The organism is Desulfurispirillum alkaliphilum (assembly GCF_055378285.1).
Genome location: NZ_AP042405.1, coordinates 1,403,240 through 1,417,139 on the forward strand (window position 1 = coordinate 1,403,240; position 13,900 = coordinate 1,417,139).

10 protein-coding genes are annotated in these 13,900 nt (G+C 60.0%); 1 reads left to right on the top strand and 9 read right to left on the bottom strand.

All coding sequences use genetic code 11. The features are described 5' to 3' along the window. Positions 1–358: 358 nt before the first annotated feature. The 3 genes from ACZ46I_RS06395 to trpD form a co-directional block, all read right to left on the bottom strand. The gene (locus ACZ46I_RS06395; RefSeq protein WP_464281815.1) at positions 359–970 is read right to left on the bottom strand and encodes a phosphoribosylanthranilate isomerase; all 612 of its coding nucleotides are present in this window, start codon (positions 968–970) and stop codon (positions 359–361) included. 1 nt (position 971) lies between these two features. Next, positions 972–1,733: an indole-3-glycerol phosphate synthase TrpC gene (trpC, locus tag ACZ46I_RS06400; protein WP_013506755.1), complete on the bottom strand. Its 762-nt coding sequence runs from the start codon at positions 1,731–1,733 to the stop codon at positions 972–974. A 497-nt stretch (positions 1,734–2,230) separates the two neighbouring features. Continuing rightward, positions 2,231–3,301, bottom strand: a complete 1,071-nt coding sequence (gene trpD / locus ACZ46I_RS06405; protein WP_083806032.1) for an anthranilate phosphoribosyltransferase — start codon at positions 3,299–3,301, stop codon at positions 2,231–2,233. A 94-nt stretch (positions 3,302–3,395) separates the two neighbouring features. Here trpD and ACZ46I_RS06410 point away from each other — a divergent pair, with 94 nt between their 5' ends. Further along, complete coding sequence (locus ACZ46I_RS06410) at positions 3,396–4,727, top strand: SH3 domain-containing C40 family peptidase (RefSeq protein ID WP_013506753.1); 1,332 nt, start codon at positions 3,396–3,398, stop codon at positions 4,725–4,727. A 15-nt stretch (positions 4,728–4,742) separates the two neighbouring features. On the opposite strand, the gene ACZ46I_RS06415 is transcribed toward ACZ46I_RS06410, so the two are convergent. From ACZ46I_RS06415 to ACZ46I_RS06440, 6 genes are all read right to left on the bottom strand, one after another. Beyond that, positions 4,743–5,546 carry a sulfite exporter TauE/SafE family protein gene (locus ACZ46I_RS06415; protein ID WP_013506752.1) on the bottom strand — a complete coding sequence of 268 codons (804 nt, stop codon included), beginning with the start codon at positions 5,544–5,546 and terminating at the stop codon, positions 4,743–4,745. Between the two features lie 122 nt (positions 5,547–5,668). After that, positions 5,669–7,720 (bottom strand): tetratricopeptide repeat protein, encoded by a 2,052-nt coding sequence (locus tag ACZ46I_RS06420; protein WP_464281816.1) that lies wholly within the window; start codon positions 7,718–7,720, stop codon positions 5,669–5,671. A 52-nt stretch (positions 7,721–7,772) separates the two neighbouring features. After that, on the bottom strand, positions 7,773–7,931 hold the full coding sequence (ccoS, locus tag ACZ46I_RS06425; protein ID WP_013506750.1) for a cbb3-type cytochrome oxidase assembly protein CcoS: 159 nt from the start codon (positions 7,929–7,931) through the stop codon (positions 7,773–7,775). Positions 7,932–9,041: 1,110 nt separating this feature from the next. After that, entirely contained in the window at positions 9,042–11,474 is a 2,433-nt protein-coding gene (locus ACZ46I_RS06430) for a heavy metal translocating P-type ATPase (protein WP_464281817.1), read from the bottom strand. Then, positions 11,467–11,919, bottom strand: a complete 453-nt coding sequence (locus ACZ46I_RS06435; protein ID WP_464281818.1) for a FixH family protein — start codon at positions 11,917–11,919, stop codon at positions 11,467–11,469. Before ACZ46I_RS06435 ends, ACZ46I_RS06430 begins: the two co-directional genes overlap by 8 nt. Positions 11,920–12,080: 161 nt before the next feature. Beyond that, a complete protein-coding gene (locus ACZ46I_RS06440) occupies positions 12,081–13,634 on the bottom strand; it encodes a leucine-rich repeat domain-containing protein (RefSeq protein WP_464281819.1) in 1,554 nt (517 codons plus the stop codon). Positions 13,635–13,900 lie beyond the last annotated feature (266 nt).

Genomic DNA, 13,900 nt, shown 5'->3' on the forward strand with positions numbered 1-13,900 from the left:
AAGTGAGTGGTCCGGCAGCACTGCAGGGAGGCAGGGGTCAGGCAACGCAAAGAGGCCCAGGTGCAAGGCGCGGGCAAAGCGAGGAGCGAGGCGTACTCCCTGTACGTCGCAGTGACGAGCGATGCCCGACAACGCAGCAGATGGGCCTCTTTGAGCAGCCTGCTGCCGGATCTCCAGAGCAGGCGAGCAGGCGATCCGGAAAAACGGGCGTTCGGGGGGCGCGTTTTTGTGTCCTTTTTGCGCGGTCAAAAAGGACAATATCCAGATGAGTCAAGCATGCAGAATCAATACTGCTTCCGCGTAGTAAACATTAGGAAAATAATACCATATCCCGAGACCGCAAGACGCGAAACTTCAGTTATCGTTTTCGGTAAACGGTCTTTACAAAGTCCTCAATCCTCTGCGGGCACTTCACGCCTTTTTCACGCTCTACACCTGAGCTGACGTCTACGGCATACGGTTTCACGGTGTCGATGGCCTGGGCCACGTTCTCCGGGGTCAGGCCACCGGCCAGTATCAATGATGTGCGGCGGGCCAGCCGGGCGGCTTCGCTCCAGTCGGCCTGCACGCCGGCGCCGCCATAGTGGGGGGTCTGGCCGTCGAAGAGCAGCCAGCTTTCAGGGTGTGTGTTCATGAGTTCATGGGCGATGGTGGCGTCGGCGGTGGTGAAGATGGTGCGGGCAAAGAGCTGGCGCAGCTCCAGGTATTGGGCAATGGTTCCATAGTACTGGATGATGCTGGTGCCGGCCTCGCGGGCCATGGCGGCGGCTTCCCGAGGAGCCTGTTTCACCACGAGGCTGACGGTTTCCACAAAGGGGGGCAGCGCCTTGACGATGGCAGCGGTGTGGGCGGGGCTGAGAAAGCGGGGTGAGTCGGGGTAGTGGACAAATCCGAGGGCGTGGACGCCCAACCGGACGCAGTGCTGGGCGGTTTGCGTGTCGCGGATGCCGCAGATTTTGACCCGTGTCATGTCAGCTCTGTCCCATGAGCTGACGCAGGGCGGCGGCGCGGTCCGGCTGTTTGACAAGGTATTCGCCGATGAGGAACATGCGGATGCCCTGACGGGTCATGGATTCAATATCGTCTCGTCCGCCGATGCCGCTTTCACAGACCACGGCCCGGCCCGTAGCGTGGGCGATGGTGACGGAGGTCTGCAAGTCCACATGGAAGGTGGAGAGGTCGCGGTTATTGACGCCCAGCAGGCCGCCGAAGTTGGTGGGCAGTTTGACCAGCTGGTCCTGGTGGTGGACTTCAAAGAGCACGTCCAGGCCGATTTCGCTTGCCAGGTCGTAGAGTTCCTGGGCCTGGGGGGCTTCCAGGGCTTCGCCGATGAGCAGAATGGCATCGGCTCCGATGGCAGCGGCTTCATAGACCTGGGAGGGGTGGATGATGAAATCCTTGCGCAGGACAGGCAGGCTGACGGCCTGGCGCACGGCGCTGAGATACGGGCTGCTGCCCTGGAAGAAGCGCTCGTCGGTCAAGACACTGATGGCGGCGGCACCGCCCTGCTCGTAAGCGCGGGCAATGGCGACGGGATCGAAGTCAGCGCAGATAAGCCCCTTGGAGGGGCTGGCCTTTTTCACCTCGGCCAGAATGGCGATATCTCCGCTGTGCATGGCCGTGACCAGGGAGCGGAAGTCGCTGCGGTCGGCAGCCTGAGCCTTCCAGGTATCGAGCTGGTGAATGCGGTCGGCGATTTCCTGTTGTTTGTGCTGGAGGATGGTGGTGAGCATGGTTCCCTCGAAAAGTATATGATTAACAGCTTGCTGAAATACCTCAAAATACGCAGGCAATTGAAAAATGCTCAGGTGCAAGGCGCTCGCGGAGCGAGGAATGAAGCGTACTCCCCGTACGTTGCAGTGACGCGCGACTGCGAGCAACGCCGCAGATGAGGGTTTTTCAGCAGCCTGTTAAACCTGGAATGAATCATTCAGGACTTACGAATACCGAAAAGACAATTTCCTCTCGCAAAGCCGCAGAGAACGCCAGGGAGACTGTCAGCCAAATCAATTTCCTGGTAACTGTTCACGGTGTAGCTGCACTCGCGCCCGCATTCCTCACGGAGATACTCGCTTTCGTCCGTGGCTCGCTCTCAGAATACTGGCGCTCCTCGTGTCCCCAATGGGCGTAACGAACGGGCGAGAGACCTGTTTCATTCTTCTGGATAAGCGTTCATTCGCGTTTATTTGCGGTCAATTCCTCTCTTTTCCCGGGCCTTGTGTGAAACCTTTTATTCACTGCTGCGGTTAAACTCCACAAAGCGCTGGCAGGCTTCCCAGGCCTTACCGCTGTCCAGCAGTCCCCGGGCGATTTCCACACCTTCGCGGATGTCATCGGTGATTTCGGCGGCGTAGAGGGCGAAGGCGGCGTTGAGGATGACGATATCCCGGCGCGCGCCGCTGATGCTGCCCTTCAGGATACCCAGGGCGATGTCCCGGTTCACTTCGGGGGTGTCTCCCCGAATCTCATCGGGGACCACCTTGTGGAAGCCGATGGTCTCGGGGTTGAACTCCATGGTGCGGATGTCGCCTGCCGTGCCGATGACCACCTTGGTGTCGGCGCACAGGGTCACTTCATCCATGCCATCCATGCCGCTGACCAGCACCACCCGTCTGGAGCCAAGTTCCAGCAGGACTTCGGCCAGGGTTTCCAGGATCTGGGGATCGAAGACGCCCATGAGCTGGTAGGGCGCGCCCGCGGGGTTGGTGAGGGGGCCGAGGATATTGAAGATGGTGCGGATGCCCAGCCCGCGTCGCACAGGGGCGGCGTATTTCATGGCGGGGTGGTGGTTGGCGGCAAAGATAAAGCCCAGGTTGCACTGCTCCAGCGAGGTGGCAATATGCTGAGGCGTGGCGTCCATATGGACGCCGAGGGCGCGGATGAGGTCGGCGCTGCCACTCTTGCTGGAGTTGGAGACGTTGCCGTGTTTGGCCACCTTTATGCCGCCATGGGCGCTGAGCAGCAGGGCCACGGTGGTGGAAATGTTGAAGGTATTGGTGCCGTCGCCGCCGGTGCCGCAGGTGTCCAGCACACGGTTCCGGCGGTGGTCGATGGGGACGTGGATGGAGCGTGAACGCATGGCGGTGGTGGCGGCGACGATTTCATCGCGGCTTTCGCCCTTCATGCGCAGGCCGGTGAGGAAGGCGGCCATCTGGATTTCCGAGCACTGGCCATCCATGATGGCGTTGAAGACCTCGCTGGCCTCCTGGCGGCTCAGATCCTTTCCGGCCAGAACTTTTTCGATGGATGGTCGCAGCATGGGAACTCCGGTACTTGTCAGGTTGCCGGAATAATATCGCATGCCTTCGCCGATTGCAAAACCTCTCTGCTCTTCACCTTGGCTTTGTTTTCGGGTATCCTCCCGGCACTGACCGAATCACCATGCGGGGGCCCTTATGTTTTTGACGCGCGCGCTTCTTCTGATACTTCTTCTGCTCTTCACCACCTGGGGTTGTGCCGGCCGCCAGCCTGTGGTTATCGCCGATCTGGAACGCTACCCCCAATATGTTCAGGCGTATCTGGGCGCGGGCTCTGAAGCGCGGCTGGCAGGGTCCGTCGAACAGCAGCGCTTCGCTTCCGAGTACCTGGATTTCTATTTCGCTCCCTGGGAGGACGGTGGCCCGCACGCTGAATACAATGAGGAGGGCGAACTGGTGAGTCCCTTCTGGGGCATTGAGATTGCCCTGAAGAATCCCGGCTACGGCGAAAACCGCTTGCCCAACGACCCGGCCTGGATAGAGCACCTGATTGCCGAGATGGACGTCATGCACTACCCCTCCCGCTCGGCTGCGGCCATCACGGTGCGCGAAACCCATGTGCGGGTCTTCCCCACCCACAAGCCGCGCTTTTATGATTTTTCCCGTGCGGGAGAGGGGTATCCCTTCGATTACTGGCAGGACTCCCTGCTTTTTGCCAATACCCCGGTGCGCATTGAGCACATGAGCCGTACCGGCGACTGGCTCTTTGTGCAGGCACCCTATGTGCGGGGCTGGGTGCGGGCTCAGGATGTGGCCCTGGTGGATGAACATCAGCGTCGGATTCTGCGGCAGGGGCCGTTTATGGTGATGGTTCGCGACCAGGTGCCGCTGTACGATGAGGCTGGGAGCTATATGATCCATGGTCGCGTGGGCGGGCTGTACCCTGTGGCTGGCGATGGCGCTCTGCTGGTGGCCCTGCGGGATGTTCACGGTCAGGCGCACCTTGAGAAGGCTTCCGTGCCGGCGGTGGATATGGCTCCCTTTCCGCTGCCGCTGACAGCGCAGAATATCGCCCGCGTGGCCGATGCCATGGCCGCAGAGAAGTATGGCTGGGGGGGGATGTATGGCAACCGCGATTGCTCAGCTTTCCTGCGGGATATTTTTACCAGCTTCGGGGTGTGGTTGCCCCGCAACTCCTATCAGCAGGCGCACTTCGTGGAGGAGAATCTCATTGACCTGAGCGCCATGAAGCCCGCCGAGCGAGAACGCTTTATTCGGGAAAACGCGGTGCCCTTCATGACGCTGCTGTGGATGCGTGGCCACGTCATGCTCTATATCGGTGAGCACGAGGGGCAGCCCATGGCGGTACACGATGCCTGGGGTGTGCGCACCCGCTCCTGGGGTCGGGAAGGCCGGGCCATCATGGGAGGCGTGGTGATCACCACGCTGCGTCCGGGACGCGAGCTCTCCAGTGTCCGCTCCGATGCTCTTCTGATCAGCCGCATCCAGGGAATGCGTGTGCTCCCCTGATTGCACCGCAGGGAATCAGGCGACCAGCTCCCAGGCCATCCTGGTGGCAACCACATAGAGGAAGATGGCGAAAAAGCGTTTGAGGCGATCGACGGGCAGGGAGTGGGCCAGGCGCGCGCCCAGGGGGGCGGTCAGCACACTGGCGCAGACAATGCCCGCCAGAGCTGGCAGATAGACGTAGCCGATGCTGTAGGCGGGCAGGCCGGTGACCTGGAGATTGTTGACGATGTAGCCGATGGCTCCGGCAACGGCGATGGGCAGGCCGATAGCCGCCGATGTGCCGATGGCGCGGTGGGCGGTGACATTGCACCACAGCATGAACGGTACCGAGAGTGAGCCTCCGCCGATGCCGACAAAGCTGGATACGGCCCCGATGGTCGAGCCGGTGGCGAACATTCCGGCATTGCCAGGCAGCTGACGTGACGCCTTCGGTTTTTTATTGAGGATGATCTGGGTGGCGATGGTGTACAGGAAGAGGCAGAAAAAACCCTTGAGGAAGTTGCTGGAAAGCTGCGAGGCCACCATGGTGCCCAGGAAGGTTCCCACCAGAATTCCCGGCACTATCCGGCGCACGATGGTCCAGTCAACGGCACCACGGCGATGGTGCGACAGAAAGCTGGAGATGGATGTGAAGATGATGCTGGCCAGGGAGGTGCCCAGGGCCAGATGCATGATATGGTCGGGCTGAATACCCTGCCGCAGAAAACACCATACCAGCAGGGGGACGATCACCACCCCGCCGCCGATACCAAGCAGCCCTGCCAGGAGTCCGGCAATCAGTCCCACCGCCACATACATCACGAGAATTTCCAGTCCCATAGCGTCTCCCAACCCTTCAGCATATTCCCGTCCGGTGGCGGGACCTTCTGTTTCTACCCCATGGAAGAGAAAGTGCCAATCATGTCGCGGACTGTCGGCGGAAAATACGGCTTCACCGGCGTTCAACGGGAGGCAGACTGTTCGGGAACACAGTGCTCCAGGTACTCCTGCCGCAGCAGATCATCGTCTTGCCGGGAAAGGGTCAGATTGTGGCGTGCGTCGCAGTTTCCGGCAGCTTTCCACAGCGTGTGTGCCCGGTCGTGATGACCCAGGCTGGCATGCACTATGGCCAGATTGTTCTGCACAGCCGGATGATCCAGGGGCAGGCGCTGCATATGTCGCAGCGCCTGCTGGAAGTTCCCCTGGTGAAAGTGCATCAGCCCCAGGTTGTGGATGGCGAGCTGGTCAGTGGGTGCGTGGTGGAGGTGGATCGTCAGCTGGCCGATGGCCTCGTTGAAATCACGCAGGTTCCAGTGAGCCAGGGCCAGGTAGAAGCGGCTGAACGGGCAGGTGGGTGAAAACCCCAGCGCCGACTGCAGCATGCTGAGCGCCTGGAGGTTTTCGCCAGCACCCAGAGCGTCCAGGCCACGCTGGAGAAAGAAATATGCCAGATCGTCGTTGGTCAGTGGCGGGGCATGGTCGTCCAGGGCGAGGGGAGCTCTTGCGCCAGCCTGGTATTCCAGCAGGCCGTAATGCAGGGGAGTGCTGTGATAGTCAACGGGGCCAGCGCTGTGGGAGTCAAGGCTTGGAATGATTTTCGGCGTCAGGACGATGACCAGCTCCTGACGGCTCTGCACCCTGCGGTCGGAGCGGAAGAGCCTCCCGAGCACGGGAATCCTGCTGAGTACGGGAATGCCGCTGGTGCTCTCCACGTTTTTTTCGTAGATCAGGCCGCCGATGAAGTAGGAGTGATTATTGCGGGTGCGCAGTATGGTGCGGATCGCCTGTTCCACGGTCTGTGGCTTTTCCCGTTCACCGGAAGCGGGGTTGAAGTTCTCCTCGTAAATCTCCCCCACCACGGGCAATACCTCCAGCAGAATATCCCCATTGTTCACAATGTTGGGTGTCACCGTCAGACTGACGCCGATCTTCACATCTTCAAAATAGGTTCGAGCCTCGCGGACATTGGCGCTGCTCTCGGTGGTTGTCACCTGGTAGGGATAGGTGCGGATGGAGTACACATTGCCCGTTACATTGTTCAGGGTGGTGATGGTGGGGTTGGAAAGGGTATGCACGGTGCCGTGGAGGCTGAGAAACTGCAGAAAGCCCGCGAACTTGCCCGGATTCAGGACCCCCACGGTGTAGTCCAGAACGCCCCGTTCGCCTGCGGTTCCGTCCAGACTGGCTCCCGCCTGGCCCTCAGTGCCGTGGAGGTTGAAGGCGATGGGGGTATCGCTGCCGCTGACCCGGAAGAGGGCCGAGTAGTCCACTCCCATGGTGAGGGAGTCGGAGAGGGATATCTGCAGGATTCGGACCGATATCTCCACCTGCTGGTCGTACAGGCGCCGCACCATGTCAAGGTACGCTTCGATGCGGCGCATGGCCGAAGCATTATCGCTTACCAGGATGGTGCCCGTCAGGTCATTGATGATCACGCGCCCGTCCTCGGAAGCCAGGCTGCTGAGGTTTTCGCGAATGACATTCCATATGCGCTGCCGCTCCGAAGCGTGAGCGGAATCCGTGAGATAGACCGGGGCACTGTTGAGCGGGCTGAAGGATTGTCCGGGCAGAACGGCGCCCTGGGCCAGGTAGTCGAGGGTGAAGGTACGGAAATCATTGCTGCTGATGACCAGGGTGCCGTCACGGCTGGTTATCTGCAGGCCCGCTGCGGTGGCTACGGCATACAGCGCCTCCGGGAGCGCCATCGGACGCGGAAAGGTGAAGGCAATATCCTGTTCAGGAATATCTTCAAGGATGTAGTTTATATGACTGTCCTGGAGCAGAAGATGAATCAGGCTGGACAGAGAGGCGCTGCGCAGGTTGCCGGAGACCGCTGGCAGTGTTGTGGGTGGTGGCTCGGCAAGGGCTTGCCGGGGCAGGTGGAGTTTGCTGATGCGGTAGCTGATTTGCCGGTGATCGCCCTGCTCCGGGGGAGCGTGTGATGGCAGGTCCAGAGCGCGTGAGCATCCGGATGCCACAAGGCAGCAGGTCAGTGCGAGAACGCGCAAATCCATAAATGCTCCTGCATGAAAGTTTTCCTATTGGTATTGCAGGAGACAGTAAAAGTCAAGACTGTTTTTTGTCGTCATCATCATCGAGCATGCGATATTTCGGCCCTTCCATGTCGTCGAACTGGTCCCGTTTCAGAGCCCAGATGAAGATGAGCCAGGCACCGGTGGCAAGACAGAGGCTGAGGATGATGAGGATGATATAGGTGTAGGGCATGGGGGGAGTATACCAGATGAAACCGCAAATGAACGCAAATGGACGCGAAGGAGCAAGAAAAACAAAGAGAAAAAGTAGCTGAAGTTTCGCACCCCCGAAGCGGCAGGTTGTCGGCGCCGACCTGGATACCATAGTTGGATGGCCAAAATGGTTCTGCACAGACGGCGTCGCTTGACATTGCCCTCATCTTGTTTGTGAGTTTCTTTTGCCACTTTTGGGTCGCCGAAAGTGGCGCAAAAGCGACCCCCAGTGCTGTCCTTATCAGCCGCCCGCTTGCCTGGAACTGGGGACCGCAAACAACCGCCCTCCATGGCTTTGGGTTTGCGGTTGCCGCCGTCGTGGCGGCAACCCTGCGGGTCCATCGCGTTCCAGTCTTCGCGTTCTGGCTGGGCCAGCACACGGGGGAGAAGCAGAGGAAAGCCATTCCCCCCTGAGCCCGTCCGGTGAGTGCGACGCCTGGCTGGCAAGACCCGAAGGGACACTCACAGGAAGTGAGTGGTCCGGCAGCACTGCAGGGATGCAGGGGTCAGGCAACGCAAAGAGGCCCAGGTGCAAGGCGCGGGCAAAGCGAGAAAGGAGGCGTACTCCCTGTACGTCGCAGTGACGAGCGATGCCCGGCAACGCAGCAGATGGGGCTCTTTGAGCAGCCTGCTGCCGGATCTCCAGAACAGGCGAGCCAACGATCCGGAAAAACGGGCGTTCGGGGGGCGCGTTTTTGCGTCCTTTTTGCGCGGTCAAAAAGGACAATATCCGGAAACAAAAAGTGGAATACCAGATAAGTCAAGCATTCAAAATCAATACAGTTTTCGCGCGATAACTGTCAAAATAATAACACCTTAACCTAAGACAACAAGATGCGAAACTTGAGGGGTAACCATTCACGGCTACCCTGCGTTTTCTTCAGCAGGAGCGCCAGTATTCCGAGAGCGAGCCCGGATGGCGAGCGGCAGAGACTCGAGCCACGGACGAAAGTGAGCGTCTCTGGGAGGAATGCTGGCGCGAGTACCAACACACTGTAAAGAGTGACGAGAAAATTCTCCAGGAAATGTGGTGAGCGTCAACACTCCGAAAGCGCTTGCCTTCTCCAGGCGTCGCACTCACCGGACGGGCTTAGGGGGGAACGGTCTGCTTCTGCTCTCTGCGCAGTCGCAATGAATTCCCCACCACGCACAGGGAGCTGATGGTCATGGCGGCGGCGGCGTGGATGGGTGCCAGGAAGCCAAGGGCGGCCAGGGGGATGGCGCTGACGTTGTAGATGAAAGCCCAGAAGAGGTTCTGGCGGATGCCGCGCCGGATGCGGCGGGCGATGGTCAGGGCGTCCACGATGCGCAGGGGCTGGGGGCGGGTCAGGACGATGTCGGAGACTTCCAGGGCGACGTCGGTGCCACCGGCCATGGCGCAGCCGATGTGGGCGGTGCTGAGGGCGGGGGCATCGTTGATGCCGTCGCCCACCATCATGACGTGATTTCCGCTGGCCATACGCTGGCTGATCCACTGGGCTTTCTCGGCGGGCAGCTGCTCTGCGTGCACTTCGTCAATGCCCAGCCCCTTGGCGAGGGAGTGCCCGGCGGTCCGGGTATCCCCGGTCAGCAGGGCGGTGCGTATTCCCATGGTGTGCAGGTGTGCGATGGTGGCGGCGCTGTCCTGGCGGGGGGTGTCCTCCAGCAGGATGACGCCGTGGTACTGCTGTTCCAGGGCCACGTGGACAGCGGTGCTGCCTTCGTGGTGCGCTATGGGGGAGCCTGGCACCGGGACGCCGCCTTCGTCCAGCAGGGTGGGAGTGCCCACGCGGATGGTGCCGTGGCGGGTGGGGCAGATTACGCCCTTGCCGGCAATGGCGGTGCTGCTGTGGGGCTCGCTGGGCAGGGGGATCTCCCGTCGGCGCGCTTCTTCCAGAATGCCCCTGGCAATGGGATGGACGCTGCCCTGTTCGGCCATGGCGGCCAGGCGCAGCAGTTCATCCGCAGTGCTGGAGGGAAATGGCTCCACGTGAATGACCCGGGGACGCCCTTCGGTGAGGGTGCCGGTTTTGTCAAAGGCGATGGTGTCGATGCGGGCGGTCATCTCCACAATGTCGCCGCCACGGAAGAGCATGCCGTGCCGTGCTGCGCTGGCGGTGCCCACCAGTACGGCCATGGGTGTGGCCAGGCCCAGGGCGCAGGGGCAGGCGATGATGAGTACGGCCACCGCCGCCAGCAGGGGGGTGGTGTGCTCCGCGGGGAAGGCGCTCCAGTAGGAAAAGGAACCGGCGCTGACCAGCACCACAATAGGCACGAAAACACGGGAGATACTATTGACCAGCTGTTCGATAGGGGCCTTGCGGGACTGGGCCTCTTCCACCACCCGCGCGATACGGGCGATAAAGGATTCGGCGGCGCTGGTGGTTACGCGCACCTGCACCGAGGCGCTCAGGTTCATGGCGCCGGCCAGTACCCGCTCGCCGGCACCGCGCAGCACGGGCAGGGGTTCACCGCTGATGATGGATTCATCCACCTCCGTCTGCCCTTCCAGCACCATTCCATCCACGCTGAAGCGTTCACCGGGGCGCACCAGCACGATATCGCCCACTGCCAGAGAGGCCGTATCCACCGTTTCGGTCTGCCCGTCCCGCAGGCGGCAGGCTGTGGCCGGGGCAACGCGCAGCAGGCGCTCCACCCCCTGCAGCGCCCGGTTGCGGGCCATATTCTCGAAGAGCCGTCCCGCCAGAATCAGGGTGACGATCATGGCGGCGGTGTCAAAATACACTTCCCCATCACTGACCATGGCGTGCAGGCTGGCAAAGTAGGCGGCCAGCACGCCAATGCAGATAAGGGTGTCCATATTGGGCGAGCGGTTGCGCAGGCTGTTCCAGCCTCCCACCAGGAAGGGCCAGCCGGCATAGAAGACCACCGGAGTGGTGACGATGGCGCTGAGCACCTGCATGAGGGCGCGCGCTTCGGCGCTCATGCCCTGGAAGTATCCGGCGTAGAGGGCCAGGGAGTAGCCCATGAGCTGCATGGAGAGGAAGGCCGCCGTAACAAAGCGGATGACGAGGGAGCGCTGTTCCCTGCGACGCGCCTCCTCCACATGGTTCTGCTCGTAGGGGCGGGGCAGGTAGCCCAGACGGGTCAGGGTCTGGAAAATCGTCTGGGCGCTGGTGCGTTCGGGATCAAAGGCCACCCTGGCCCGGTGGGTGCCGTAGTTGAGGCGGGCCTGGGTGACGCCGGGAATTTTCAGCAGCATGCGTTCCACCAGCCACACGCAGGTGGCGCAGCGAATGCCCTCCACAAAAATACTGATGCTGCGCTGGCCGTCCGGTTCCACAGTTGTGTGGCGCTCCAGGTATTCGGCGCTGTAGCGCTCATCGAAAGCCCCTGCGGGCAGACCCTCATCGTCCCACTGGCGCTGCTGGTAGAACTGCTCCAGCCCCGCGCCGCGAATCAAAAGAAAAGCGCTGCGGCAACCGTGGCAGCAGAAGAGGAAGCGCTGGCCGTTTTCCTCGTGGCAGATGGGGGCACCGGCGGGGTTGGGGTCGCCACAGTGGTAGCAGCGGGAATTACTCACCGAGATGCACCAGGAAATTGCGGCTGATGCGGCTTTCATCCCTGGCGAAACTGAAGGTCAGGTGCACTTCCCCCGACAGGTCGGCGGGCAGTGCGGCCTCGTATGCACCCTGGGGATGAGCTTCAAGGGCCAGTTCCATTTCCCCCTGGGAGGTGGCGAGCTCCAGACGGGCAGTGCCGCCCTCCAGGGCGGCTCCTGTGCCGTCCCGCAACGTTATGGACAGCTGGCGACCCGCCAGCTCTGCCGTCGCTACCCAGCCAAGCGTTGCCGCCATGCGCTTTTCCGCCACACTCTCGTAGTATTTCAGGCCGTGCTGGTAGTAAAGGGGGTCGGTGACCGCGCTGACCCCTGTGAAAGCGCGGTGAATCGCCGACGCGCTGAAGAGGAAGAAGGCCGCGAACAGTATGGCAATGCCCAGCCAGGGGGCGGATTTCGGGAAAAGCATGTTCTCTCCTCGGCGGAAGCGTTCTGTGCCGGTTTTGCAGCAGCTTGCCCGTATTCATGCCAGATTTTGGCGCGCCTGTACAGGGAAAGAAGGGGGGGAGGTGAAGGAGATGGTGCAGTGTGAGACCCACCCCTCCGTGGGGAGGGGTGGGTGGGGTGAAGTTATGGGCTGGTGCAGGTAGTGTCTGGATCTACATGTGAAGGGGAAACTCTATCTCCAAAAAGCTCAATGAGGGTTTCCAGCTCACTGCAACTCATGCCCGGATTGTTGTCCAGTTTGATCATTTGAATATTGGTGAGCTCCACCAGTGAGCCGACACCAGTGTCAATCTGGTTGCTCTCCAGTTCAAGCCAGACCAGGTTTGTCAGGGAAGTCAGGGGGCTGATGTCACTGATGGCATTTCCCCGCAGCACAAGATCCCTCAGGCTGTTGCTGAGGGCAGACAAATTCTGGAGGTCACTGATGCTGTTGTAGCGCAGCCCAAGCTGCTCAAGGCTGGTGAGGTTGCCGATATTCTCCGGAATGGCGGTTATTTTGAAACCATCGTCCTGGTCACCAAGGTCGAGCATTTTCAGGCTGGTGATGGCGGCAAGGCCTGAAAAGTCATCTATTCTGTTTTTGTCGAGGTAGAGAAATTCCAATTGGGACAGGTTTGCCAGGTGTGGCAGCTGCTCTTTTATAATGAGATTTCCTGGCAGATCCAGGCCTTTCAATGTGCTGAGCCCAGCCAGGGCAGAGATATCTGCGATATTGTTGTATGACAGGTCAAGATAGATTATAGCGGTAAGGCCACCCACTCCTGAAATATCGCTCATCTGATTATGGGGCAGTGTCACACTCATCAGGCTTGTCATGTTTGCCAGTGAAGGGATAGAGGGTATTTCGTTATTGCGCAGTTCCAGTGCGGTCAGGGTAGTCAGGTCAGTTATGGGCTGCAGCGAATTTACCTTGTTATAGCTGATATTCAACCCCTGCAGGTGAGGTAGTGCGCCAAGTGGGCTGAGGTTGCTGATGTTCTGATGGTTCAGGGTAATGCTGCGCAGGGAGGGAAGGCTGGCAAGGGGAGTCAGGTCTGCAAGTGTAGATGGTTCCTCTGCCGATTCGGTGATCTTCAGGGTTTCCAGGCCAAGTAGATAGTTCTCCATGCCGCTCAGGTTTGTGATGTTTTTTTCCGAGCAGGTCAGTTCATATATCGTGGTGAAAAATCCCATGTCGTGCCCAGCCAGGCACTCCTGCAAGTTGGGGTCAAACTTATTCTGCAGTGTTTCTGCTGTTATACGCTCCGATGGAATAGCCGAGACTTCACTGCTTGGCGCGCTCTCTCCATGCTTGTTCGAAGCGGTTACCACAAAGTAGTAGGTTTTGTAGTTTTCCAGGCCGGTGACAATGGTGTGAGGCTGCAGTTCGGGGTGGGTGGGAGTGAACCTGGTGCCGGTTGTGCCGCTGTCTGGTGTCCGGGAGTAGTATACGTGGTAGGCGGTGGCGTTGTTCACGCCCGTCCAGCTGACAGACACGCCACCATCCACCAGGGAGGCGGAGACATTCCACGGTGTTTCCGGTGCCGTTCCGCCGCCACCTCCTCCGCCCCCGCCGCAGCCGTTCATGAGCGTCAGGAGGGTGATTGCAGCGAGGAAAAGCGAAATCCGTTGGAATCGGAGCAGTAGGCATTGAGCAGGGGAGTCATCGGGAGCGGGCTCGGTACTCTGGGTACTCATGGCGGCCTCCTGTAGAGGGGGGATGTAAAGGCGAAATTTCTGTATCTGTTTGTTGTGAAGTGCTTCAGGGCCGTTAGAGGTAGGAGATTTAATCTCTATGATAGCCTTGTCGCGAAAAGAATCAACGACTTTTTTCATGGGATGTGACGGGCTATTGTGCTTGGAGTGATGGTACGCTCATGTCTGTTTTATGTTTGACGATATTGCAATTTCCAGCAAGAGTTTAGCGAGAAGCGTATCTTGATTGAAAGGCGTAATAGTATTTT